The 25,121-nt window shown below is 57.8% G+C and carries 23 protein-coding genes; 12 read left to right on the top strand and 11 right to left on the bottom strand.

What is annotated here, in order from left to right:
• Nucleotides 1-3 precede the first annotated feature (3 nt).
• From ribD to M0P56_RS11040, 4 genes are all read right to left on the bottom strand, one after another.
• Nucleotides 4-1,104 (bottom strand): bifunctional diaminohydroxyphosphoribosylaminopyrimidine deaminase/5-amino-6-(5-phosphoribosylamino)uracil reductase RibD, encoded by a 1,101-nt coding sequence (gene ribD, locus M0P56_RS11055; protein WP_291510085.1) that lies wholly within the window; start codon nt 1,102-1,104, stop codon nt 4-6.
• The gene (nrdR, locus tag M0P56_RS11050) at nt 1,094-1,585 is read right to left on the bottom strand and encodes a transcriptional regulator NrdR (RefSeq protein WP_291510084.1); all 492 of its coding nucleotides are present in this window, start codon (nt 1,583-1,585) and stop codon (nt 1,094-1,096) included. The genes ribD and nrdR overlap by 11 nt, the downstream gene beginning before the upstream one ends.
• 9 nt (nt 1,586-1,594) lie before the next feature.
• Entirely contained in the window at nt 1,595-2,839 is a 1,245-nt protein-coding gene (glyA, locus tag M0P56_RS11045) for a serine hydroxymethyltransferase (protein WP_291510083.1), read from the bottom strand.
• Between the two features lie 136 nt (nt 2,840-2,975).
• Entirely contained in the window at nt 2,976-3,731 is a 756-nt protein-coding gene (locus tag M0P56_RS11040; RefSeq protein WP_291510163.1) for a hypothetical protein, read from the bottom strand.
• 217 nt (nt 3,732-3,948) lie between these two features.
• Between M0P56_RS11040 and M0P56_RS11035 the strand changes: the two genes are divergently transcribed.
• The 7 genes from M0P56_RS11035 (at nt 3,949) to M0P56_RS11005 (ending at nt 12,012) form a co-directional block, all read left to right on the top strand.
• Nucleotides 3,949-5,100, top strand: coding sequence for a homoserine O-acetyltransferase (locus M0P56_RS11035; RefSeq protein WP_291510082.1), 1,152 nt, complete (start codon nt 3,949-3,951; stop codon nt 5,098-5,100).
• On the top strand, nt 5,097-5,702 hold the full coding sequence (metW, locus tag M0P56_RS11030; protein WP_291510081.1) for a methionine biosynthesis protein MetW: 606 nt from the start codon (nt 5,097-5,099) through the stop codon (nt 5,700-5,702). Before M0P56_RS11035 ends, metW begins: the two co-directional genes overlap by 4 nt.
• A 19-nt stretch (nt 5,703-5,721) precedes the next feature.
• Nucleotides 5,722-6,378 (top strand): glutathione S-transferase family protein, encoded by a 657-nt coding sequence (locus tag M0P56_RS11025; protein ID WP_291510080.1) that lies wholly within the window; start codon nt 5,722-5,724, stop codon nt 6,376-6,378.
• A 46-nt stretch (nt 6,379-6,424) separates the two neighbouring features.
• Nucleotides 6,425-7,210, top strand: coding sequence for a bifunctional demethylmenaquinone methyltransferase/2-methoxy-6-polyprenyl-1,4-benzoquinol methylase UbiE (gene ubiE, locus M0P56_RS11020; protein ID WP_291510079.1), 786 nt, complete (start codon nt 6,425-6,427; stop codon nt 7,208-7,210).
• A gap of 95 nt (nt 7,211-7,305) precedes the next feature.
• The gene (metE, locus tag M0P56_RS11015; RefSeq protein WP_291510078.1) at nt 7,306-9,660 is read left to right on the top strand and encodes a 5-methyltetrahydropteroyltriglutamate--homocysteine S-methyltransferase; all 2,355 of its coding nucleotides are present in this window, start codon (nt 7,306-7,308) and stop codon (nt 9,658-9,660) included.
• Between the two features lie 162 nt (nt 9,661-9,822).
• Complete coding sequence (locus M0P56_RS11010; RefSeq protein ID WP_291510077.1) at nt 9,823-10,452, top strand: carbonic anhydrase; 630 nt, start codon at nt 9,823-9,825, stop codon at nt 10,450-10,452.
• 9 nt (nt 10,453-10,461) lie between these two features.
• Nucleotides 10,462-12,012, top strand: coding sequence for a SulP family inorganic anion transporter (locus tag M0P56_RS11005; protein WP_291510076.1), 1,551 nt, complete (start codon nt 10,462-10,464; stop codon nt 12,010-12,012).
• 174 nt (nt 12,013-12,186) lie between these two features.
• Here the strand turns inward: M0P56_RS11005 and M0P56_RS11000 are convergent, their stop codons facing one another.
• The 6 genes from M0P56_RS11000 to M0P56_RS10975 are packed head-to-tail and all read right to left on the bottom strand — an operon-like array spanning nt 12,187 to nt 21,044.
• Nucleotides 12,187-13,809, bottom strand: coding sequence for a type I restriction-modification system subunit M (locus M0P56_RS11000; RefSeq protein ID WP_291510075.1), 1,623 nt, complete (start codon nt 13,807-13,809; stop codon nt 12,187-12,189).
• Nucleotides 13,806-14,675 carry a DNA damage-inducible protein D gene (gene dinD / locus M0P56_RS10995; protein WP_291510074.1) on the bottom strand — a complete coding sequence of 290 codons (870 nt, stop codon included), beginning with the start codon at nt 14,673-14,675 and terminating at the stop codon, nt 13,806-13,808. Before dinD ends, M0P56_RS11000 begins: the two co-directional genes overlap by 4 nt.
• A complete protein-coding gene (locus M0P56_RS10990; protein ID WP_291510073.1) occupies nt 14,668-15,405 on the bottom strand; it encodes a hypothetical protein in 738 nt (245 codons plus the stop codon). The genes dinD and M0P56_RS10990 overlap by 8 nt, the downstream gene beginning before the upstream one ends.
• A complete protein-coding gene (locus M0P56_RS10985; protein ID WP_291510072.1) occupies nt 15,402-16,679 on the bottom strand; it encodes an AAA family ATPase in 1,278 nt (425 codons plus the stop codon). The genes M0P56_RS10990 and M0P56_RS10985 overlap by 4 nt, the downstream gene beginning before the upstream one ends.
• Nucleotides 16,676-17,941 carry a restriction endonuclease subunit S gene (locus M0P56_RS10980; protein WP_291510071.1) on the bottom strand — a complete coding sequence of 422 codons (1,266 nt, stop codon included), beginning with the start codon at nt 17,939-17,941 and terminating at the stop codon, nt 16,676-16,678. The genes M0P56_RS10985 and M0P56_RS10980 overlap by 4 nt, the downstream gene beginning before the upstream one ends.
• Complete coding sequence (locus M0P56_RS10975) at nt 17,931-21,044, bottom strand: type I restriction endonuclease subunit R (RefSeq protein WP_291510070.1); 3,114 nt, start codon at nt 21,042-21,044, stop codon at nt 17,931-17,933. Before M0P56_RS10975 ends, M0P56_RS10980 begins: the two co-directional genes overlap by 11 nt.
• 167 nt (nt 21,045-21,211) lie before the next feature.
• On the opposite strand from M0P56_RS10975, the gene M0P56_RS10970 reads away from it, so the two are divergent.
• The 5 genes from M0P56_RS10970 (at nt 21,212) to proB (ending at nt 24,600) form a co-directional block, all read left to right on the top strand.
• Nucleotides 21,212-21,649, top strand: coding sequence for a YaiI/YqxD family protein (locus tag M0P56_RS10970; RefSeq protein ID WP_035193494.1), 438 nt, complete (start codon nt 21,212-21,214; stop codon nt 21,647-21,649).
• A gap of 69 nt (nt 21,650-21,718) precedes the next feature.
• Complete coding sequence (gene rplU / locus M0P56_RS10965; protein ID WP_291510069.1) at nt 21,719-22,030, top strand: 50S ribosomal protein L21; 312 nt, start codon at nt 21,719-21,721, stop codon at nt 22,028-22,030.
• A gap of 11 nt (nt 22,031-22,041) precedes the next feature.
• Entirely contained in the window at nt 22,042-22,302 is a 261-nt protein-coding gene (gene rpmA, locus M0P56_RS10960) for a 50S ribosomal protein L27 (protein WP_009565803.1), read from the top strand.
• 55 nt (nt 22,303-22,357) lie between these two features.
• Nucleotides 22,358-23,473, top strand: a complete 1,116-nt coding sequence (gene cgtA, locus M0P56_RS10955) for an Obg family GTPase CgtA (RefSeq protein WP_291510068.1) — start codon at nt 22,358-22,360, stop codon at nt 23,471-23,473.
• Entirely contained in the window at nt 23,452-24,600 is a 1,149-nt protein-coding gene (gene proB / locus M0P56_RS10950; RefSeq protein ID WP_366110049.1) for a glutamate 5-kinase, read from the top strand. Before cgtA ends, proB begins: the two co-directional genes overlap by 22 nt.
• Here the strand turns inward: proB and fur are convergent.
• Nucleotides 24,597-25,070, bottom strand: a complete 474-nt coding sequence (fur, locus tag M0P56_RS10945; protein WP_291510066.1) for a ferric iron uptake transcriptional regulator — start codon at nt 25,068-25,070, stop codon at nt 24,597-24,599. The genes proB and fur overlap by 4 nt on opposite strands.
• Between the last annotated feature and the right edge of the window lie 51 nt (nt 25,071-25,121).

The raw sequence follows: 25,121 nt of genomic DNA, 5'->3' as shown, positions 1-25,121 counted from the left end.
CGCTTATCGCTCCTGCGGACGCAACGTCCACTTGACATCGTCGCCCAGTTGAGTGGTATTGATCACCGACCAGCGCGGCACCTCCGCGAGATTCGCATAGGGGCCGGTCGCGAGCACCGGTCGCGCATCCTGCCCGAACAGCAGCGGTGCCACATAGAGCAGCCATTCGTCGACCAAACCGGCTGTGAATAAGGACGCAGCGATGCCTGGCCCCGCTTCTACCAAAATATCATTCATTTCCCGCTGGGCAAGCATAGTCATCACTTCTTGCCAGTCCAACTCCCCTCCCGTTCCACGACAAGGAAGCAACTCCGCACCGGCGGCGCGCAGCGCCTTCCGAGCCGCGCTTGGAGCATCCGGAGAGTGACAAATCCATACCGCGCCCGGCGTATTGAAAAGCGCCGCATCGGGAGGGGTACGCAAGTGGGTATCCAAAATGATTTTCACCGGATAGCGCTGCGGAGCCACATCCAAACGTGGCGCCAGGCGGGGATTATCGGCCAGCATCGTGCCGATACCGACAAGGATGGCACTGGCACGCGCCCGCTCCAGTTGCACATCCGCGCGCGCTGCCTCCCCCGTCAGCCATTGGCTTTGCCCGTTGGCGAGCGCTGCCCGGCCATCCAGACTCATCGCCTGCTTGAGCCGCATCCACGGACGGCCATGGCGCATCCGCTGCAAGAATCCGGGATTCAGTGTTTCCGCCGCCGCTTCCAGACAACCCTCGTCAACTACAACCCCGGCAGCGCGCAGATATTCCACGCCGCGCCCCGCCACCAAAGGATTGGGGTCGCGCATGGCGATCACGACCCGCTCCACCCCCGCAGCAATCAACGCATCCGCACAGGGGGGGGTGCGGCCCTGATGGCTACAAGGCTCCAGAGTAACATAGGCGGTAGCACCACGCGCAGCATCCCCCGCTTCCGCAAGTGCGAACACTTCGGCATGCGGTTTGCCAGCCTGTAAGTGGGCGCCCCGCCCGACGACGAATCCATCTTTGACCAGCACAGCCCCCACGCGCGGATTGGGATGCGTGCTGTAGAGTCCCTGCTCGGCTAGTACCAGGGCCTCCCCCATGAAGGCAACATCCTGCTCAGTCGTCACGAGTCACGTCGACTCCCTCGCCGGGGATCCCGCCCTCTTTCATCCGCGCGATTTCGGCGCTGAAAGCGTCGACATCTTCAAAGCGCCGATAGACCGAGGCAAAACGCACATAGGCGACGGGGTCGAGGTCCCGCAAAGCCTCCATCACCAGATCGCCAATGAGGCGCGCCGGAATCTCCCGTTCACCGCGTTCGCGGATCCGCCGCTGGATCATCCGCACGGCAGCATCCACCCGCGCCGTCGCTACCGGCCGTTTGCTCAGTGCACGGGTCAAGCCCCTCTGGAGCTTGTCTTCGCTGAAGGATTCGCGTCGCCCATCGGTCTTGACGACCATGGGCAGCGCCAGCTCTGCCCGTTCAAAGGTGGTGAAGCGTTGCCCGCACTCCGGACACTCGCGCCGCCGCCGCACACTCCCGCCGTCGTCCGCGAGACGGGAGTCCACCACCCGAGTGTCGGCGTAGGCACAGAACGGACAGCGCACGGCTGCTACCTAGCCGTATACCGGGAACTGCTGACAAAGGGCTTTCATGTCCGCCTGGACACGCTCAATGACCGCCGTATCACCGGTCGCATCCAGGACGTCGGCAATGCCATTACCTAAGCGATGCATTTCGGCCTCGCCGAAGCCCCGCGTTGTTGCTGCGGGCGTACCGATTCGGATACCACTGGTGACTGCGGGCGGACGCGTGTCGAAGGGCACGGCATTCTTATTGACGGTGACGTTAGCTTGCCCTAGCGCCTCTTCTGCCTCCTTACCTGTAACCTTATCGCCCAGGTTCAGCAGGAAGAGATGGTTGTCGGTGCCACCCGAAACTGCAGCATAACCACGTCCGGCAAGCACCTTGCTCAGGGTTTGCGCATTGTGGATGACTTGCTGCTGATACACCTTGAAGTCCGGCCGCAACGCCTCGCGGAAGGCAACGGCCTTGGCAGCGATGACGTGCATCAGCGGCCCCCCCTGTATACCTGGGAAGATCAGGGAGTTCACCTTCTTGGCATACGGTTCCCGACAGAGGATCAAACCGCCGCGGGGTCCGCGCAAAGTTTTGTGGGTGGTGGTGGTGACAAAATCCGCATGGGGCACCGGACTGGGATGCAGACCCGCAGCTACGAGACCGGCGATGTGCGCCATGTCCACCATCAGATAAGCGCCGATATTGCGGGCAATTTCACCGATACGGGCGAAGTCGATCACGCGTGAGTACGCACTGGCACCCGCAACGATCATCTTCGGGCGCTCCTGCTCCGCCTGCTCCGCCATGGCGTCATAATCGATACGGCCATCTTCCGCACGCACCCCATAAGCCACCACCTGAAAGAGTTTGCCGGACACGTTCACCTTGGCGCCGTGGGTCAGATGGCCACCGTGGGCCAAGCTCATACCCATGATCTTATCGCCAGGCTGGAGCACGGAAAAATAGACCGCCTGATTGGCCTGCGAACCGGAGTGGGCCTGGACGTTGGCATGCTCGGCGCCAAAAAGCTCCAGAGCGCGGTCAATGGCCAATTGCTCGGCAATGTCTACATACTCGCAGCCGCCGTAGTAGCGCTTGCCCGGATAGCCTTCCGCATATTTATTGGTCAGCACCGAGCCCTGCGCGGCCATCACCATGGGACTGGCGTAGTTTTCAGAGGCGATGAGTTCGACATGATCTTCCTGGCGTCGGGTTTCCTTGCGCATTGCGTCCCATAGTGCAGGATCGAAATCAGCAATGGTCAGGGTTTTGGAAAACATGGCCGAACTCCTTAGAATTTTGGGAAAAATTAGGGGTAAACACTAATGGATGCGCAAGATCACGGCAAGGGTGAAAAATTGGCATGCACCATGAATCTCTTTCATCCGACACTCACGGTCCAAGTATTCCTTGGATTCAGATCTTGATGCGCACTGGCTGTGGGTGGCCCTGCAAAACGAACTTCGGCGCCGGCTTTTCTTTCTTGCCACGACGTGGCCGCTGTTTGTCCGCGAAAATATCCTGATAGGCCACATAAATGACCGGCGGACCAAGCACCCAGACCACCAAACTCAGCCACAACTGCGAGAAGGACGGCATCAATACATTACTGACCAAGATAATCGCCCAGAGGGCAATGAGGGGATCGCGCAGTTCCGGTCGGAAAATCAGGGTCAGTGTGGTTTCTACCTCGGACTCCAGCCAGCCATGCCCTTTGTGCAAGGCCAGGGCTATCCCGAAAAAGGCGGGCGAAAACCAGAAGTAGGGCATGAGCGCAAGGTCAGAAAAACGCTCGCCGAAAGCAAACCACCAGCCCCAAAACCCCTGCCCTAATCCCGATCCGTCATTCCAGGGCATCTGAATCCCCGCGAGTATCCCCCCCATGACCACCACATCCTGGCCAAACTCGAAAATCATGCCGAACACCGCGAACACCATGCCCCATAACACGGCCACATGTAGTGCGTGCCGGGTTTGTTGCGGGGTGTATTCTTCTCCTTCACTGCGCCCGGCGATGCGCAAACCGACCAGCAGTCCGAGCGGCGCCAGCGCGTCCATAAGCCAGCCAGGGAAAGGAATGGCGGTGAAAAGCATAGCCCCAGTGGCGAAGACGAGCCAAGGCTTGGGGCGCGCAGTTACCAACTCGGCACCTCCTTCCACCCAGGTCACCATTCGATCCAACCATTTCCAAACCAAAGCGCTGCTCCCGACTGAGGGCAAACGATCTGCGCACCACTCTCGTGCCAGATCAAGACAATCCTTGGTCATTTTAGCCAAGAACATGCACCATTACAAAAACCGGTTCGCCCGGGCAGTCGCAATGCTATCTTGTGGCCAGCAGCTGGCGCGATTAGACTCTTTGGGCTTTCCTTACAAAACAAAGTGCGCAATGCCAGCAAAAATACCCGCTGATTCCGTAGGATTGGTAACTCCACAGACCGTAACCTTTTCGGCACCTCTGGAACTGGAGTGTGGCCGCGACCTACCCGGCTACACCCTCACCTATGAGACCTACGGCACTCTTAACGCACAGCGGAGCAATGCCATCCTGCTCTGCCACGCCCTTTCCGGCGACCACCATGCGGCCGGTTACCACAATATGGACGATCGCAAGCCGGGCTGGTGGGAGCACCTGCTGGGGCCCGGTAAGGCCATGGACACCGAGCGCTTTTTCTTCATCTGCGCCAACTTCATCGGCTCCTGCAAAGGCTCGACGGGTCCGGCCAGCATCAATCCGGAAACTGGCACGCCTTGGGGACTGGATTTCCCGATGGTCACGGTGCACGACTGGGTGAGAACTCAGGCAGAGCTCGCCGACCATCTGGGTATTGCGCAGTGGGCTGCTGTCGTCGGTGGCAGCCTGGGGGGCATGCAGGTCATGCAGTGGACGATGGATTACCCGAAACGCTTGCGTCACGCGGTTGTTATCGCCGCGGCATCCAAGCTTACCGCGCAGAACATTGCCTTCAACGAAGTCTGCCGCCAGGCCATCATGACCGACCCAGACTTTCATGGCGGACGCTATTATGCCCACGCCACCAAGCCCCGGCGCGGACTGTCACTGGCGCGCATGATCGGACATATCACCTATCTTTCCGACAATGCCATGCGCACCAAGTTCGGTCGCGATACCCGCGGCGGCAAAGCTTTTTCCTTCGGCTTCGACGTGGATTTCGAGGTAGAGAGTTACCTGCGTTATCAGGGCTCCAGCTTTGTCGAGCGCTTCGATGCCAACAGTTATCTCTACATCACCAAGGCGTTGGACTACTTTGATCCGGCCAACGCTTTTGGCGGGAATCTGGCCGAAGCGTTCGCCTCCACACAGGCAGCCTTTCTAGTGATCTCATTCAGTTCAGACTGGCGCTTTTCCCCGGAACGCTCGCGTGAAATCGTGCAGGCCCTGTACACCTGCAATCGGGATGTCAGTTATGCCGAGATTGAGGCTGAACACGGCCACGATTCTTTCTTGATGCCCATTCCACAATATGTGGCCGTGCTCCGCGCTTATCTCGGCCGCGTTGCTGAAGAGGTGGGTGTATGACCTTGCGTAAGGACCTGGCGATCATTGCCGACTGGATTACGCCGCAAAGCCGTATTCTTGATCTAGGTTGTGGCGAGGGCGAACTGCTGGCTTACCTGCGCACTGAAAAAGGCGTACAGGGTTACGGGGTAGAAATTGAGGAGGCGCGGGTAGTAGCAGCCATACGCCGCGGCATACCGGTGATCCAGCAAGATCTCGATCAGGGCTTGCGCAATTTTGCCGATCACAGCGTCGATACGGTAGTCCTTTCCTTGACCCTGCAGGCCTCAACCTATCCCCGTGAACTGCTGTTGGAGATGCTGCGGGTCGGACGCGAGGTCATCGTCACTTTTCCCAACATGGGGCACTGGCATGCGCGCTGGCAACTAGGTGTCCGTGGCCGCATGCCAATGACAGACGTGTTACCCCATACGTGGTACGATACGCCCAATATCCATCTGTGTACGATCCATGATTTCGAGTCGCTGTGCCATGAGAACGGGATTGCAATCCATCAGCGGGTCGTACTGAACGAGCGGCGTCGTGAAACCTGGCGCAATCGCCTGTTGCCCAATCTTTTTGGCGAAGTCGCTCTCTATCGTTGCGCCCTGATGGCACACTGACCCGCTGCAGGAGAACGCCATGTCACTGGAACTCATCAGTTTTCCTCTCTGCCCTTATGTGCAGCGCTCGGTCATCACTCTGCTCCACAAGCAGGTGGGCTTCACCCTCACCCATATTGATCTGGCGCACAAACCTGAGTGGTTTCTGGCACTGTCGCCCATGGGCAAAGTGCCCTGCCTGAAAATTGATGAACACACGGTGCTCTTTGAATCACAGGTCATCAACGAATATCTGGACGAAACCATTGCCCCCGTGCTGCACCCCGCTGATCCCCTGGAACGCGCACAACACCGCGCCTGGATCGCCTTCGGCAGCGAAATACTGAGCGACCAGTTCCAGATGATGATTGCCCAGGGGGAAGAGCGTTTCGCCGCCTCTAGTCGTCAGCTTTTTGACAAACTGGAACGGCTGGACAAAATCATGGGGAACGGCACATTCCTTGCCGGTGAAAACTTCAGTCTGGTGGACGCCGCATTGGCGCCATTGTTCATGCGCATGGAAATCCTCCATGCCCTGCGCCCATTGCCGCGCTGGGAATCCTTGGGCAAACTGCGGCGCTGGACGGCATTGCTCATGGAATTGCCAGAAGTCGCTGGCTCGGTGACTGCAGACTTTCCAGACCGTTTACGCAACTATATTAGTGAGAAGGGCAGCCTGTTTTTGCGTTCTGCCTGAAGCATTGCAGCATCACAAATTCGCCCAAAGTGAAGGAGTTGACCGTATGAGCGAGCATCAAAAGAACGAGGAACAGAGCCAGGCTCCGGTGCCGACCACCCATTTCGGCTATCAGGAAGTGCCGGAAACGGAGAAGGAGCAACTCGTCAAAGGGGTTTTTAGCAGTGTCGCCAGCAAATATGACCTGATGAATGACCTGATGTCTTTCGGAGTGCATCGCTTGTGGAAACGCTTTACCATCGATCTCGCTCGTCCCCGGCCAGGGCAGCGGGTGCTTGATCTGGCAGGCGGCACGGGCGATCTGGCGGCAGCGATTTACCCCAGGGTCAGGCCCAATGGCTCCATTGTCGTTTCCGACATCAACCCGGAAATGCTTGCGGTGGGCGAAAACCGCCTGGCCGACAAGGGTATCATCGCCGGGGTAGAATTTGTGGAGGCCAACGCCGAGGAGCTTCCCTTTCCCGACCGCGAATTTGATCTCGTCACCCTGGCCTTCGGCATTCGTAACATGACTCATCCGGAACGGGCCTTGAGTGAAATTCACCGGGTCCTGAAGACCGGTGGCCGGGTACTGATCCTCGAGTTCTCTCACCCGCGCTGGCCGGGATTGCAGAGCATATACGACCTCTACTCTTTCAATCTGCTCCCGCGCATCGGTGAATTCATCGCCAAAGACCGGGAAAGTTATCAATATCTGGTGGAGTCTATCCGCCGCTTCCCCGACCAGGAAACTTTCAAGATGATGATGGAAGATGCCGGGCTGGCTCGAGTGGAGGTGTTCAACCTGTCTGGTGGCATTGTTGCGCTGCATCGCGGATTCCGGATGGATTGATGAACGTTTTTCATTGCCATACCTAAAAATTCCCTCTTGAGCCTGCTGGCACGGCAGGGCATCATGGCGACAATTTTCGCAGAGGAGTAATGCCCATGACATCGGTCCACAGTCTCGGTTTTCCCCGTATCGGCCACAAGCGTGAGCTGAAAAAGGCGCTGGAAAGCTTCTGGTCCAAGGAAATTGACGAGACGGAATTGCAGTCTCGTGCTGCCCAGTTGCGCGATCGCCACTGGCGGATCCAGCAGACCTGCGGCATGGATCTGGTGCCGGTGGGCGATTTCAGCCTCTACGACCACATGCTCGACATGAGCTGCACCCTCGGCGCTATCCCGCCGCGTTACGGCTTCTCCGGCGGCCAAATGGACCTCGCCACCTTCTTCGCCATGGCGCGCGGCTCCAGCACCCAGCCCGCCATGGAAATGACCAAATGGTTTGACGCCAATTATCACTTCATCGTTCCTGAATTCCATGAGGGTATGGATTTTCACCTCGCCAGCGACCGCATTTTTGCCCAGGTGAAAGAGGCGCAGGCACTGGGCCTGAAGGCCAAGCCCGTTTTAGTCGGCCCCATCACCTATTTGTGGTTGGGCAAGGAGAAAGACCTTAAGGCTGAAGCACACCATGACGCACAGCATCATCATGATGACAGCGCCTGTCACGGCCATGGTGCTCCGATCGGTAATGCCTGCTTTGACCGCCTGACCCTGCTGCCCAAGGTGCTGCCGGTATATGCGGAGATTCTCGCCCGCCTGACGGAAATGGGTGTGGAATGGGTGCAGATGGATGAACCCGTCCTCGCGCTCGACCTGCCCCAGGAATGGATCAAGGCACTGGATACGGCCTACCAGACCCTGAGCAAGGGCAAAACGCCCAAGGTGCTGCTGGCGACCTATTTTGATTCCGTTGCCGACCATGCCAAGCAGCTCAAGGCCCTGCCCGTCGCGGGCTTGCATCTTGACCTGCGCCGTGCGCCGCAGCAGTTGAACAGCTTCCTCACCGACTACCCCGCCGACAAGGTGCTTTCCCTCGGTGTCGTCGATGGTCGTAACGTCTGGCGCGCTGACCTCGATGCGGTGCTGGAACTTCTGCAGCCTGCCCACCAGCGGCTCGGCGATCGTCTTTGGGTCGCGCCGTCCTGCAGCTTGCTGCATACCCCCGTAGATCTGGATCAGGAGACAGAGCTGGACGCTGAACTGAAGTCCTGGCTCGCCTTCTCCGTACAGAAGCTGGACGAAGTCGCGGTCATTGGCCGCGCTTTGGACAACGGCGCGGAGTCGGTGGCCCAGGAACTGGCGGCCGCCCGCGCCGCTGTCGTGTCCCGCCGCAGCTCGCCGCGCATTCACAACCCCGCCGTCGCTCAGCGCCTCGAAGGTTTGGGCAAGGATGACGGCCAGCGCAACAGTCCCTTCCCGGCGCGGGAAGCGGCACAGCGGGCACGCTTCAAGCTGCCCGCCTTCCCGACCACTAGCATTGGCAGCTTCCCGCAAACCTCGGAAATCCGTAAGGCCCGCTTGCAGAATCGCAAAGGCGAGTTGAGCAATGCCGATTACGAGAAGGCAATGGAAGCGGAAATCGCGCTGGTAGTGAAGGAGCAGGAGCGTCTCGGCATCGATGTGCCTGTGCATGGCGAGCCCGAGCGCAATGACATGGTAGAGTACTTCGGCGAGCAATTGTCTGGATTTGCTTTTACCCGCCATGGTTGGGTACAGAGCTACGGCTCGCGCTACGTCAAGCCGCCGTTGATTTTCGGTGATGTTTCCCGCCCCACGCCGATGACCGTAGCCTGGAGCAAGTACGCCCAATCCCTGACCCAACGACCGATGAAGGGTATGCTGACCGGCCCGGTGACCATCCTGCAATGGTCTTTCGTCCGTGATGACCAACCCCGCGAGCGTACTGCGCTACAGATCGCCCTAGCCATCCGTGATGAGGTCAAGGATCTGATTGATGCTGGCATCGGCATCATTCAGATTGATGAGCCGGCCTACCGTGAAGGTCTGCCCCTCAAGCGCAAGGATTGGGATCAGTATCTCAACTGGGCGTCGCGCGCCTTCCGTATTTCGGCGCAGATCGCCCCCGATGATGTGCAGATCCACACGCATATGTGCTACTCGGAGTTCAACGATATTCTGCCCGCCATTGCGGCCATGGATGCCGACGTGATCACCATTGAGACCTCACGCTCGCAGATGGAATTGCTGGACGCTTTCGCAACCTTCAACTACCCCAACGAAATCGGACCGGGCGTCTATGACATCCACTCCCCACGCGTACCCAGCGTCGAAGAGATGGTGAGCCTGATGGAAAAGGCGGTGAAAGTGGTCCCCGCAGAGCGCCTGTGGATCAACCCCGACTGCGGTTTGAAAACCCGCAAGTGGGCGGAGGTCACCCCGGCGCTGGAGAACATGGTCGAGGCAGCTCGTCAGATTCGTGCCCGTCACAGCTAAAATGCATCATAAGCAGCACGAAGGAGCCCCCTTTTGGGGGCTTTTTTGTGACCATTTTCCAACTTATCAAATGGCTTGATAGTTGTTGAAACTTGTTGATAAAGTCCAAGTCAAAGTCGGGCTTTCATCTGAATTCCAACCGATAGCAAGGGAGTGATAGCCATGAACAATGACGTGATCGACACCATGATCAACGGCTTCAAGGATTTCCGCCACACCTATTATGAGGAACGACCAGACTTTTTTGATGCCCTGGTGGAAAAAGGTCAAAGCCCAAAAGTCATGCTGATAGGCTGTTCCGATTCCCGAGTCACACCTACGTCGCTCTACGGCCATGAGCCTGGGGACATTTTTGTGGTGCGCAACGTCGCGAACCTCGTTCCGCCAGCGGAGCAGGACGGTCATCTTCATGGCACCAGCGCAGCGGTGGATTTTGCGGTCAGTCACCTGGAGGTGGAGCACATCATTATCAACGGCCACTCTCACTGCGGTGGCATGAAAGCGCTATTGAATGGCACCGAAGGCAAGTATGTCGGTCCTTGGGTGGACATCGCCAAGGATGCCCGTTCTGACGTGATGCGGGAATATGCTGATGCCAGCCCCGAAGAACAGACGCGCGCCCTCGAAAGAGCCAGCATTCTGGTTTCTCTGGAGAATCTGCTGACCTTTGATAGCGTGCGTCGCCGCGTGGTGCGGGGTGAACTGCAGTTGCATGGCTGGTACTTTGACATGGAAGAAGGCGCCCTCCTCGCTTACAACATGGAAAAGCAGAAGTTCGATCGACTCGCCTGAGGACACAACATGAAAAACGGTATTAATCTTTCACCATTCAAAAACCTGCGCGCCGATGTACCGGCTGCCGTGGTGGTGGCCCTGGTGGCGATGCCGCTGTGCCTCGGCGTAGCTTTGGCATCAGGAACACCGCTCATCGCCGGACTTATCGCTGGCATTATGGGCGGTGTATTGGTCCCCTTGTTCAGCCGTTCGCAACTGGCCGTCAGCGGTCCGACGCCAGCCATCGTCGCCACGGTACTGGTGGCGATGCAGACACTACCGAGTTTTTCCGCTTTTCTGCTGGCGGTGGTCATCGCCGGGGTTATTCAGATCGTTTTAGGTATGATCCGTGCCGGTGTGGTCGCCTATTTTTTTCCCTCTGCCGTCATCCAGGGGATTCTGTCGGCTATCGGCATCATCCTCATCCTCAAACAGTTTCCCTATGCCATCGGTTTCGATCTGGGCGAATTCGGCAGTCAGGACTTTATTAGTGCGCATGGTGAGAATACCTTCACCGCTGTTATCGCTGCCCTGGCGCACCTGGAATGGGGCGCCCTGCTGGTCAGCGTACTTGCCCTGTCCATCCTGATCACCTGGGACAAAGTAGCGCTATTGCGTAAACAAACCTGGCTATCCGGGCCACTGATGGCGGTGATTTTTGGCACCTTGCTCAATACACTGCTCCTCCACACCGTTCCGAGCCTGGCGGTCAACGGCCCCAACCTGGTCAGCTTGCCGATCATTCGCTCTTTCGCGGATTTGCGGGGTATGCTGCACATGCCGGACTGGGAGATGATCGGATCGAAAACCGTCTGGGTGACCGCCATCGCCCTCACTTTTATTACGAGCCTCGAAAGCCTGCTTTCGATTGAGGCAGCCGACAAGCTCGACATCTTCAAACGGCGCACGCCGCTGGACCGCGAGTTGTTGAGTCAAGGGATCGCCAATGTCGCCAGCGGCCTCATCGGCGGCCTTCCGGTGGCGGCGGTTATCGTGCGCAGTACCGCCAATGTGGCGGCAGGGGCCCGCACAAAGGCGAGTGCCTTTTTGCATGGCCTATTCCTGCTACTCGCCGTACTGTTTCTGGCGACGCTGATGAACCACATTCCGCTGGCCGCCTTAGCATCCATCCTGATTTTCGTCGGCTTCAAACTGGCCCATCCAAGCATATTCACGCGAATGTTTCGGCTCGATAAATCGCAGTATCTGCCGTTCATAATCACCATAGTCGCGATTCTGTTTACCAGTCTCATCATAGGGGTAGTCGTCGGCCTGCTGACAGGAGTGTTCTTTGTGCTCAAGGCCAATTATCACAGTGCCATAGAAATTGGACGGGAGGGTTCCGCTTACAAAATTGCGCTGAATCGGGAGGTGACATTTGTCAACAAGGCACGGCTTTCCCATATCCTGGAGCGACTGCCCAAGGGTGCAGAGGTCATACTGGATGGTGAACATGTGGGTTTCATCGATCACGATGTCCTCGAAGTGATCAGGGATTTTGAACGCTCTGCGCCCTTGCGTGAAATCCGCCTACGGGAACAGGGCTTTGATGCGCCGGTGCTGAAGGCCCCCGTCTGAGACCGACATGTGCGGAAACAGGCCATCGGAGTTCCTCATAGTTCCACCGCCCGACCTGATCGGCTAATGTACAAGGCTCCCGATGCCCGGCCGCCGAATATGCTTGACGTGAATACCGTAATAACGGCTCGGGAAACGGGCGGCCAAGCACCGCACTCTAAGTCATGTAAATTTTCAGTCCGCCGACGGTAACAGCGGCATACCGAGTTCTTTGAGGAAAGCGTTGTGTTTCGCGGTCGCGATCTGGATAGCCCGCTCGATGTCCACCAGGCGCGCATGGGTCGCCGCGAGGTCGATCTCTTCCCCGACCACCGCCGTGCTGATGTAGCGGGAGATGTTCAGGTTGAAGTCGTTTTTCTCGATCTCCGCCATCGACACCCGCCGCGAGTAGCGCGTCTCTTCCTTGCGGAACTGGTAGGTATCGACAATCCGGTTGATGTGTTCCTTGGTCAATTGGTTCTGGCGCTTGCCTTTTACGAAGTGCTCGGCGGCGTTGATGAAGAGCACGTCGTCGGGCTTCTTGCACTTCTTGAGCACGAGGATGCAGACCGGGATGCCGGTGGAGTAGAAGAGGTTCGCGGGCAGGCCAATGACGGTGTCGATGTGGCCGTCCTTGAGCAGCTTGGTACGGATGCGTTCCTCGGCGCCACCACGGAAGAGCACGCCATGGGGCAGAATGATCGCCATCACGCCTTCGTCTTTGAGGAAGTGGAAACCGTGCAGCAGGAAGGCGAAGTCGGCGGCGGACTTGGGGGCAAGGCCGTGGCTTTTGAAGCGCACGTCGTCGGCCAGCGCGTCGGTGGGTTCCCAGCGGTAGCTGAAGGGCGGGTTGGCGACGATGGCGTCGAAACTCGGCTTCTTCGCCGGGTTCAGCTCGCGCAGCAAGTCCCACTCGTTGAGCAGGGTGTCGCCGTGGAAGATCTCGAACTCGGTGTCCTTCACCCCGTGCAGCAGCATGTTCATGCGCGCGAGGTTGTAGGTGGTGATGTTCTTTTCCTGGCCATAGATTTTGCCGATGGTGCCGCCGGCCTTGGCCACCTTCTTGCGCACATTGAGCAGCAGCGAGCCGGAGCCACAGGCGAAATCCAGCACGCTGTCCAGACGCTTCTTGGTGCCGGTCTTCGGTTCCTGGCTGTCCAGCGTGACGATGGCGGAGAGGATGTCGGAAATCTGCTGCGGGGTGTAGAACTCGCCCGCCTTCTTGCCCGACCCAGCGGCAAACTGGCCGATCAGGTATTCATAGGCATCGCCCAGCGCGTCGATGTTCGTGGAAAACTCCGCCAGCCCTTCGGCGATTTTCTGGATGATGGTGCAGAGCTTGGCGTTGCGGTCAACGTAGGTCTTGCCCAGCTTGGGCGAACTCAGGTCGATCTCGGAGAACAGGCCCTGAAAGGTGCTCTCGAAGGATTCCGTCTCGATGTATTTGAAGCCCGCTTGCAGCGTGTTGAGCAGCTCGCCGTTCTGGGTGCGAGCCAGGTTGGCGATGCTGTTCCACAGGTGCGCGGGCTGGATGACGTAATGCACCTTGCGCCGCATCTGCTTCTCGAAAGCCGGGATGTCGTCCAAGTTGTTGGCATACCAGAGCGCCAGCGGCACCTTGCGCGCGTCGCCGCCCACATCGGGATAATCCCGGCCCAGCTCCTTCTTCGCCGCCGTCTCGTAGTTGTCGGAGAGGTAGCGCAGGAAGAGGAAGGACAGCATGTAGTCGCGAAAGTCATCCGCATCCATCGCCCCGCGCAGTTGGTCGGCGATGCTCCAGAGGGTGTTGCCCAGTTGTTTTTGGTTTTGTTCGGTCATGGCTTATCTTTTTTGTCTTCCCGAGGGGGCAGGGTCTTGGTGTGCTTTGCCAGTTTCTTGTCTTCCGACTTTACCCGGCGTTCCAGCTTTTGCAAGTCTTCTTCGGCGGCGAGTTTTTCTGGCTGAATGCCACGCTGCCCTAGCATGTCGCGCACACTCTCGTTGTTCTTGACATGCTCATTAGTAATCGCACCTTCACCCCTTAAGTTGGCTTGCTCCACATTGTGATTCGTCATTTCGGTGGCCAGGTTTTTGGCGGCAATCGTCAGCGTAGGCAAAAAATCCGCCAATGGGCGGTTTTTCACTATGCCGTATTTGTCTTTCATGGCCTGTGTGGTATGCCCGCCAAACAGTGCCTGATCGCCCTTGGAACGGATACGGCCAAATCCCGCATCATCCACGCCGCGCTCGAAAATGTTTTGCGACAGCGATTTTTCCGACTCCCTCAGCCGGTCACGCGCCTCCATACGCGCCTGTAGCCGCATGCGATCTTCAATCATCTCCTGTTTGCGGGTTTGCACAGCGAAGTAACTTTGTGCAAAGGCAATTTCCGGCTTGCGAGGATCACCGTTCTGGGCAATCAGATAGCAGGCGTAACGGGTGAGCATGAAATCATCGATTTCACGTTTTGAACTGCTCCCCAATTCGACCATTTTCGTGACGCCACGAAAATGGTCAGAAGCCGCGTGGCCAGAGGCTACACAGGATTCCATCGCGCGCTGAATCGCGGTTTGAAAATTCTCCCAACGGGCATAACCGAGCGGTGCTTGCAGATCGCGGGCAAACCAGAACTCGATGCCGTCTGCATCGGCACGCTGCACGACTGCTTCAAGGTTGTGCTGCAAGGCTTGTAGCTGCTTATCCATGGCATGGCCTCCATTGCTTTGTGTTTTGCGAACCTGTCGGGATTCCCGACAGGTTTCCATCCGCCGCAGTTGTAAAGGATTCCTTGACAACTGAAACCTCGTGCAACTCCCCGCCCTCACAGATAGTTTTTAGATGCAGGGAGATGTTCTGCTTCGTGGCATCAAAGAGTTCCGCCATCTCCAACTGCGTCAGCCAGACGGTCTGCTCCTGCGCCCACAGCAGGCTGTAATGCGACCAGCTCAATTCGCGACGCAGTGCGTCGCGAATTGGACCAGTCACCGTCCGATAGGCGATAATTGCCTCATGGGCTGCGACGGTGAAATTTGCTACACACCGTGCAGCAAATCGATTGCCTACCAGCCACTTACCAAGCAACCTTTTGCACTTTGAACTGGCAAGTCCTCCTTGACAGTTGACGAACCGAGTTGGCGAAGGCAATTCTCTGCATAACGCGTAGAGAATTGGAAACGGCCACATGGCGCAGCGGTTGTGGTGCGCTAACCGACACCCCTCACCCTGGGCGGCAGTTGTCAACCATTGGTTGACGACTGAATCCGCGACCAGCGCCCCGTCCTCGAAGACGTTCTTTACGTGCAGGGAGATGCTCTGCTTCGTGGCATCGAAGAGCGCCGCCATCTCCAACTGCGACAGCCAGACGGTCTGCTCCTGAGCCCGAAGCTTGATCTGGCTGCGACCATCTTCAGTGGTGTAGAGAATGAGGTCTTTCATGATGCTGATGCCTTTGGCGGTGCTTTTGATGCGGTCTTTTTAGCAGCTTTTGCTGGAACTTTAGCGGGAGCAGCATCAGAAGCTGATTTAACGGCCTCGTCCTCTACTGCTTTAGGGAATAGCGCCGGATTGAATGGATACCGATTGATGAACTCATGCAGGATTTTCCGGAAGTAGTTCTTGTTCTCTTCCAGCATCTCTTGCGGTTCGAAGAGAGAATAATTGCCGTGACTGAGGATGTTGATAAGCCGCGTGTGCAGAATACCATCCTCGTCGTCCGCGTCCCGTTTAATGCACATGGAGAAATGGCGGTAGCCGTGGAAGCTCGCGGTTTTTTCCAGAATCGACCGCAACATGTTGAAGTGATGGGTGTAGAGCTTGCCGCTTCGGTCGGCTTCGTAGAGTTGGGCCAACGCTGCGACGTGGTGGAAGAAAGGTGTGTCGCCTTCCTGCTTCCTCAATATGTAGCTGCCCGGCGTCAGCCCGCGGCTGAGAAAGTGTTGGGTCGCCTTCTTGCTTCGGAGTTCATCCTTCAACTCATTGCTCACCACGTTGAAAAACAGGGTATGGTGAGTGGAGATGACGAACCTGACATCGCTCTTGGTCTCCGTGAGCAATTTCACCATGTGGCTAGCAACGGTGATGGCGTTGTGCTCGTCGAGGGACGATATCGGATCATCGATGTAGAGATACTTGACCCAGCGATAGGAGCCCTCCCCCATCAGAACTTGCTGAACGATGGAAAGAAAGACGCACCAGATGAAGATGCGCTCCTCTCCTCGTGAAATCTTGATCCAATCATCGCTCCCGCTGGTTTTGAACCGGATGTGCTTAGGCTTCGTCTCCAACTCATTCCCGAAGCGCCGGTAGAGCTCATGCGAAGGAGACGCAGGATTAGCCATCCCCGCCACTTCCTCGGCACTGTAGTAGATGATCTCGAATTTTGCCGCGCAGTATCTGCCAAAATGACCGGCAATACTGTCTCCGAGAGCGAGGTCCTTGAATCCGGATAGGAGATTTGATTGGGCATTAACTAACAGCCGTGGCTCTATGTCGTTCTCAAGGTCGTTGTCCCACCAAAACAAGTCTTCGGTGAAGGCATTGAAGTAGAGCGTATCTCTCTCCGTTTCCTTTCCAATGTTCTTGAATGTGGTGGAGAGGCGGGTCTTTCCGGTTCCGTTGTAGCCGTAGAGCAGAATGAATTTTTTATTCTCCAGCTCATCGCGAAAATGCGTCGCTAGAGTAGTGATATCTGAGAAAGGCGTCGCACTCATGCCTCAACCTCCACCGGGGATGGAAAAAGCTGCTGCATCAGCCCTTTCTTGTGGGTCTTGAGGGCTTCAAGCTTTTGGGTTTCGGCGGTGATCAGGGCGTCAAGGCTGTTCAGGCACGAGGCGATGAGCTGTTGTTCGGGGACCGAAGGAAACGGGATTTCGATCTTCGCCATCACGCCATTCATCAGTTTTGGATTGCCCACGTATGAAACGTGACTCCGCGTGACGCTGTTAAGCAGGGCAGCGATGCAGACATTGGCACAACCATTCGCATTAATCAAAACTCCGCAGACATTCGTGCAGTAGAACTTTCCGGGCCGGAAATTGACATCGCCTGCATTGGCGCCGTCTGTCGTCCAAGTGATAGCGTCTTCGTAGAGATGCTCCGAGTAGTAGCCTGCCAACCCCTTGTTTTTGGTCTGGGACGAATAGACGGGAAAAGGTGCCTCATTCGAAGCCTCATCATTGACTAAGGTCATCGAAAGGACTTCACCGCGTGTGACCCTAAAGACATCGCCAATCGCTTTCACCTCCCACGCTGCGGCGTTTTGGAATTCGGGGAAGCGGAGGCGGGGTCGGGTTTCGCCTTCGCGGGGGAAAAGCTGCTGCATCAGCCCTTTTTTATGGGTCTTAAGCGCGTCCACTTTCCGCGCTTGCGCGGCCATCAGCTCATCCACCGAACTCAGGCACTCGGCGATTTTTTGTTGTTCGGCGGGTGACGGCAATAGTGCCGCAAAATCGCCGAGCTGGCCCAATGACACGTTTGGCTGCGCGGCACCAGCCTTGATCCTCTGAATCTCTGATTGAATCGAATTCGTCTGCAATTGATGCAATAGAAATTCGTGAGATTGACCGTGTTTCAACCTAACAAGCGCAATGGCCTGATTAATATTGGCGGGCAGTATTTTGACCTCAACAAGCGCGATTACTCCAAGTGCGCCGGCAATAGAGAAGAGAATATCGTTTTCCTTCAGCTGTGAACGGAAGAATGCTTTATTGCATTCTTCGGTGATGTAAGCCGTCTTCGATGGATCAATGGAGCCATCAACTAGAGATTCAATTTTGACGAAGTGAACTCCATCATCGACATAGCTAAACCCGTAACTCGTTGGGGTTGCTCCCTTCGTGATTAGCTCGCAAAGATCGGAAAGCTGTTTCTGGCTCCACCCCTCCGCCCCGCGAAACTCCGGAAACCGCAGCTTCGGCACCATCTCGGGCCTTGCCTCATCCATCGTTGCGCTGGCTTTCGTCTTACTGCTCATACGCACTGAGTCCTGAGATGTCGCGGCCACCGGCGCGTTTGGTGAGGAGGGGGTGGAGGTCTTCCATGAGGGCGAGTTCGGCCTGGGTGCGGGCTTTCCAGCCGAGATCGAGCGGGGCCATGAGATCGCTGAGCTTTTCGCCATCGAAGATCATGCGGTCGAGGATGCCGTCCACGAAGGTTTGCAGGGCGGTGGTGGCGAGGCCGTGTTTTTGCGCGATGGCGGCAAGTTCCTTGGCGTTCTTCTCGGCCTTGAAGCGGGTGTAGCCGTCGCGGATGGCGGTCTCGGAGAGGCCCTCGCCGGCCTTGAGTGTGCCGATGTATTCGGCGATGTCGTCGCGCTCGTTCATGAACTTGGCATCGGCGCTGATGAGGCCGATGAGTTGCTCGCAGGTCATCTTGGCCTTGCCCGGCCCCTTGGCCGAGAACTTGGCGATGAGGCCCATGATGTAGTCGTAATCGATAACGGCGGAGGCGAACAGGACGAACTCGAAATCGAGCTGGTCAATGTGTTCTGCGGTGTCGTCGGCGCCGCCTTTGTCGCCGCCCTTGCCCTGCTGCGCTCTGAGCTTTTTGGCGGTTTCCAGATACTGGCCCTTGAAGCCGCGCAGGTTTTCCTCGGGCAGCACCTGCTCGATGGTGGCTTTGTTTTCCCCGGTGAGGTCGGTGTATTGGTCGAGCTGGGTTTTGAGCCGCTGGACTTCCTTGAAGCGTTCAATAAAGACGGTCTTGGCGGCATCGCCCTTGAGATTCGCCACCGCAGAGGGTGTGCAGTCCAGCCCCTGGGATTGCATGAACACATCCAGCTTTTGCACTGCTTCCTGCAATTTTTCAATTACCACGGGGGCTTTATCCACCAGCCAGATTTCGCGCGCCTGCTCGCCGGTTTTTTCGCCGGAGAACAGGGCGATGGCGGCATCCACTGAATCTTGTTGTTGGCGGAAGTCGAGGATGTTGCCGTAGGGCTTGGTGCCGTTGAGCACGCGGTTGGTGCGCGAGAAGGCCTGGATCAGGCCGTGGTGCTTGAGGTTCTTGTCCACGTAGAGCGTGTTCAAAAACTTGGAATCGAAGCCGGTGAGCAGCATGTCCACGACGATGGTGATGTCGATCTTCTGCGCAGCCGGGTAGTCGGCATTCGGCCACTGCTGGTCTTTGATGCGCTTCTGCACATCCTGGTAGTAGAGGTCGAACTCGCTCAGGCGGTGATTGGTACCGTAGCGGGCGTTGTAGTCGGCGAGGATGCTTTCAAGCGCCTTCTTCTTCGCTTCTGGCTCGACTTTGTTGTCTTCCTGCTCTTGCGGGAGGTCTTCGGAGAGCTGGTCGATGTCCTTTTTGCTTTCGGGATTTTCCGCGAGCTGCGCAGGCGGCGAGAAGACGCAGGCGATGTTCAACGGCGTGAAGTCGGGGTCGACGGCCTGTTTCTCGGCCTGCATCGTCTTGAACAGCGCGTGGTATTCGATGGCGTCGTTGATGGACGCGGTAGCGAAGAGGGCGTTGAAGCGGCGTCCAGCGGTGGCGGCGTCGTGCTTGGCGAGGATGGCTTCAATCACTGCCCTCTTGGCGATGGGTTCGCCGGGTTTGGGTGGATTCTTTCCTTCCGGCTTGAAGTAATCGACGTGGAAGCGCAGGACGTTCCCGTCCTCGATGGCGTGGGTGATGGTGTAGGCGTGGAGCTGCTTCTGGAAGAGGTCTTCCGTGGTGCGCATGGAGGCCTGGGTGTCCTCGATCTTCTGCAAGGAGGCATTGGCCTCAAAGATGGGCGTGCCGGTGAAGCCGAAAAGCTGGGCGCGGGGGAAGAACATCTTGATGGCCTTGTGGTTCTCGCCAAACTGCGAGCGGTGGCATTCGTCGAAGATGAAGACGATGCGCTTGTCACTCAGCGCTTCGAGTTGCTCCTTGTAGGTGGCCTGGCCGTTTTTGCTGCGTTGTTTGTTGCGCTTGCTGTTTTCATCCAGCGCGAGGCCGAGCTTCTGGATGGTGGTGACGATGACCTTGTCGGCGTAGTCCTCTGAAAGCAGGCGACGCACGAGGGCGGCGGTGTGGGTGTTTTCCTCGACGCAGCCTTCCTGGAACTTGTTGAATTCCTCCCGCGTCTGGCGGTCGAGGTCTTTGCGGTCCACGACGAACACGCATTTGTGGATGTGGTCGTTTTCCTTGAGCAGGGTGGATGCTTTGAAGGAGGTGAGCGTTTTGCCGCTGCCGGTGGTGTGCCAGATGTAGCCGTTGCCGTTATCTTCGTCGATGCACTGGATCATGTGCCGCACGGCATAGACCTGATAGGGTCGCATCATCATGAGCTTTTGCTCACCGGCAAGCAGCACCATGTAGCGGCTGATGGTCTGGCCAAGCTCGCACTTTTTCAGGAAGCGTTCGGCGAAGGCGTCGAGCTGGGTGATCTTGCGGTTGTCCTCGTCGGCGAATTCATAGACGGGCAGAAAGCGCTCGTCGGCATTGAAAGCGAAGTGGCGGGCGTTGTTGTTCGCGAAGTAGTAGGTGCGGTCGCGGTTGCTGACGATGAACAACTGCATGAAGCAGAGCAGCGTCTTGGTATAGCCGTTGCCGGGGTCGTGCTTGTATTCAACGATTTGCTCCATGGCCCGGCGCGGATGGACGCCCAGGGTCTTCAGCTCGATCTGCACACAGGGCACGCCATTGATGAGGAGGATGACGTCGTAGCGGTGGTGGCTGTAGTCCGTGTTGATGCGGAGCTGGTTGATGACCTCGAAGTGGTTTTTGCACCAGTCCTTGAGGTTGACGAGGCTGTAGTTCAGCGGCGTGCCGTCGTCGCGGGTGAAGGCATTGATGCTGCGCAGGGTCTTCGCGGCGGTGAAAACATCCGGGGTGACGATCTCATCCAGCAGGCGGGCGAACTCGGTATCGGTGAGGCGGACGCGGTTGAGCGCTTCGAAGTGCTGGCGGAAATTGGCCTCCAGCGCGGCGCGGTCGCGGATGTCATCGCGATAGTCGTATTTGAGGTTTTGCAGGGTGCCGATGAAGCCGTATTCGATGGTGTCCTCGCGGACGGCAGAATGCGGGCGATCAGCGGGCCGACTGTAGGTGTCTGGGGCGTCGATTTGTTTCCGGGCGCGGTTTTCCGGTTTCATGCGTTCTCCGGCGGCATGTTTTTGTGCATTCTACGCTGCCGGGCTTAAAGGACAAAATTTTGCCGTTTCCCATTAAGTGGTTGGTCGCTTACGTGACGAGATGTTGGCATTGCCAGCTAGCCCCGTCTGTGCCAAGGTCCATTCCTCCAACATTTCCGAGTGCTTCCATGCATATCTGGGTCGATGCCGACGCCTGCCCCAATGTCATCAAGGAAATTCTGTTTCGCGCCAGTACGCGTCTGAAACTGCCCCTGACTCTGGTCGCCAATCAGCCCCTGCGCGTGCCCCAATCTGCTCATATTCGCAGCGTGGTAGTGCCGGGAGGCTTTGATGTGGCCGACGATGAAATCGTGCGCTGCATTGAAGCGGGCGATCTGGTGATCACTGCGGATATCCCTCTGGCTGCTGCCGTACTTGAAAAAAATGGCCATGCCCTCAGCCCGCGCGGCGAGCGGTATTCCCCCGAAACCATCCGCGAACGCCTGCGGATACGGGACATGATGGAACAGCTTCGGGATTCCGGCGTGCGTACCGGCGGCCCCGCCACCCTGAGCCAGGCCGACCGCCAGGCCTTTGCCAACGCTCTGGATTTCCTCTTGCGTTAATAGACTGATAACGCTATCCTTGCGAACTTTTCCGGGCAGTCTCGGCGAAACCCTTGTTGGAGGTCTGTGATGTACGCGGTCATTGAAAATGGTGGCAAGCAGTATCGGGTGACAGTGGGCGACAAGCTCCGGCTCGAAAGAATGGAAGTTGAGCCCGGTGTCGAACTCGCACTGGACCGTGTCCTCATGGTCGGCGTCGGCAGTGATGTCCAGGTAGGACGGCCCCTGGTGGAGGGTGCCGCGGTGAAAGCCACCGTACTCAGCCAGGGTCGTGCCAAAAAGGTACATATTTTCAAGATGCGCCGGCGCAAGCATTACCGCAAGCAGCAGGGCCATCGTCAGTATTTTACCGAAGTCCGCATCACCGGCATTGAAGCCTAAGGAGCACAATCATGGCACATAAGAAGGCTGGAGGTTCCTCCCGTAACGGCCGCGATTCCGAGTCCAAGCGTCTGGGCGTCAAGCGCTACGCCGGACAGGAAGTCATCAGCGGCAACATCATTATTCGTCAGCGTGGCACCCAGTTTTATCCGGGCGCCAACGTCGGCATCGGCAAAGACCATACGCTCTTTGCCACCGCCGAGGGTGTCGTGAAGTTCGAGCGCAAGGGTCCGCGCCAGGTGCGCACCGTCAGCGTCGTTTCAGCGGCCTAAGCAGGCCTCTGCTCAGAGGGACCCCGCCCCGTTTCTGCGGGAGCGGGGTTTTTCTATGAAATTTATTGACGAAGTACGCATTCATGTGGCCTCCGGTAACGGCGGCCATGGATCGGTGAGTTTTCGCCGCGAGAAATTTATTCCTTTCGGCGGCCCCGATGGCGGCGATGGCGGACGCGGCGGCAGTGTTTATCTGGTTGCCCAGGCCAGCCTCAACACCCTCATCGACTTCCGCTACCAGCGCCGCTATCGCGCCGAAAATGGCCACGGTGGCGCCGGGCGCCAGATGACGGGCCGCGCTGGCCACGACCTGGAGATCAAAGTCCCGGTCGGCACCCTGGTGTATGACGACGATACTCGCGAATTGCTCGGTGACCTGCGTACCGAAGGCGAACGACTATTGGTCGCCCAGAGCGGCCGCGGCGGGCATGGTAACCTCTTCTATAAGTCGAGCGTCAACCGCACACCCCGCCAGTTTGAAAAAGGGGCTCCCGGTGAAGAGCGCAATTTACGCCTGGAGCTGCGCGTGCTCGCCGATGTCGGCCTGCTGGGCCTGCCCAATGCCGGCAAAAGTACCCTTATCCGCGCTGTCAGTGCCGCCCGCCCGAAAGTGGCAGACTACCCCTTCACTACCCTCTATCCCAATCTCGGCGTCGTCCGCGTCGCCACCCACGAATCTTTTGTACTCGCCGATATTCCCGGCCTTATTCCAGGTGCGTCTGAAGGCGCGGGGCTGGGTACCCGCTTTCTCAAACACCTCAGCCGTACCCGCCTGCTCCTCCATCTGGTGGACATGGCCCCCGCCGATGAGAGCGATCCGGCTACCAATATCCGTGCGCTGGAAGTGGAGTTGGCCGCCTATAGTCCGGCCTTGGCGGCGCGCCCCCGCTGGCTGGTGGTCAACAAGTCAGACCTCTTCTCAAGCGAAGAAGCCGAATTGCGCTTCCAGCAGATTCGCGCGGCCTTGCAATGGGAAGGGTCCGCCTTCCTGGTTTCGGCCGCCAGCGGTGCCGGATGTGGGGCATTGGTGCATGCCATCTGGCAGGCTCTTCCCGGCCTGCCCCCCGCCCCCGATCCCAAGCAGACCGAGGACTGGGGCGACGAAGACGAGGTCTTGGAGGGCTGGGAAGGGGACGATCTTGACGCTGAATGGGAGGAGGACGAGGCGTGAGCCGCGACCTGAAAACCGCACAACGCTGGATCATTAAAATCGGTAGCAGCCTGCTCACCAATAACGGCCAAGGGTTGGATCTCGCTGCTATTGAAGCTTGGGTCACAGAGATATTGGTACTCCGCCGTCATGGCATCGAGATAGTTCTCGTCTCCTCCGGCGCGGTTGCCGCTGGTATGGAGCGCCTCGGCTGGCAGACCAGACCTACGGTCCTGCACCAATTGCAAGCGGCTGCCAGCGTCGGGCAGGCAGCACTCATCCAGGTCTATGAAGATTTTTTGCGCCGCGGTGGTGTGCATGGCAGCCAGGTCCTGCTTACCCATGAAGATCTACGCGATCGTCAACGCTATCTCAATGCCCGTGCCACGCTGCGCATTCTGTTGGAGATGGGCGTAGTTCCCATCATCAATGAAAACGACGCGATTGCCAGTGCCGAAATCCGCTTTGGCGATAATGATACGCTGGCGGCCATGGTCGCCAATTTGCTGGAGGCCGACCTGCTGGTAATTCTCACTGATCAGGCGGGGCTTTATGATAGAGACCCGCGCCACGATTCTCATGCTCGCCTGCTCACGGAAGTACAAGCGGGAGACCCCGAACTGCTGCGGATGGCGGGTGGGGCTGGGACAGCGCTAGGGAGCGGCGGCATGATCACCAAGGTACGGGCAGCGAGCCGTGCTGCCCAGTCGGGCGCCGCCACCCTCATCGCCCCCGGCGGTGCCGAAGACGTACTGTTGCGCATCTGGGCCGGGGAGGAGATAGGGACGTATTTTCATCCGAGCGTCGCCAAACTGGCGGCCCGCAAGCGCTGGCTGGCGGGGCAATTGCGCCCGACCGGCACCCTGCATCTGGACGCGGGCGCCGCACGGGTGCTCCGGGAAAAGGGCAGCAGTTTGCTCCCGGTCGGTATCACTGCCGCCGAAGGCGACTTTCATCGTGGCGATCTGCTCTGCTGCGTCGATCCAGAAGGCCAAGAAGTGGCCCGTGGCTTGGTGAACTTCGCAAGGCATGACGTCCAGCTTCGTCTGGGCAAAAGCAGTAAAGCGCTGAGCACCCTATTCGGCGATGTGGATGAAGTTGAGATTATCCATAGGGATAACCTGGTACTCAGCGACGACCACAGCTAATCCGTGCGGTGCCCGGGCAAGTCATCCCGCAGTGAACAAATCCCCGCATCCTGCATGCCGCGACAGGTGCCGTAGAGATAGAGACTGTGATCGCTGATAAAAAAACCCTGATTCGCTGCGATTTCCCGCTGCCGCGCTTCTAGCGCTTCATCGAAAAACTCCAGCACTTTGCCGCAAGCCGTACAGACCATGTGATCATGGTGCCCCGTTTCGTTGAGCTCAAAGATCGCCTTATCGCCCTCGAAGTGATGTCTGCGCACCAATCCGGCCATTTCAAACTGGGTAAGGACACGATATACCGTGGCCAACCCCACCTCTTCACCAGCCTCCAGCAACTGCCGATAAATTTCTTCGGCCGTCAGATGGCGGGTGTCGCTGTCCTCGAAGAGGCGGAGTATCTTCAGTCTGGGCATGGTCGCCTTGAGACCAGCCCGCTTCAGTTCATCGCTGCTAATTCGTTCGTCGTTCATTCGCTCGTAGCAATCGCCATGCGTAATGGTTTAGGATAGTTGCACCTGATG

Source organism: Acidithiobacillus sp. (assembly GCF_023229925.1).
Classification (GTDB): domain Bacteria; phylum Pseudomonadota; class Gammaproteobacteria; order Acidithiobacillales; family Acidithiobacillaceae; genus Acidithiobacillus.
This window is presented reverse-complemented; position numbering and strand designations above follow the sequence as displayed.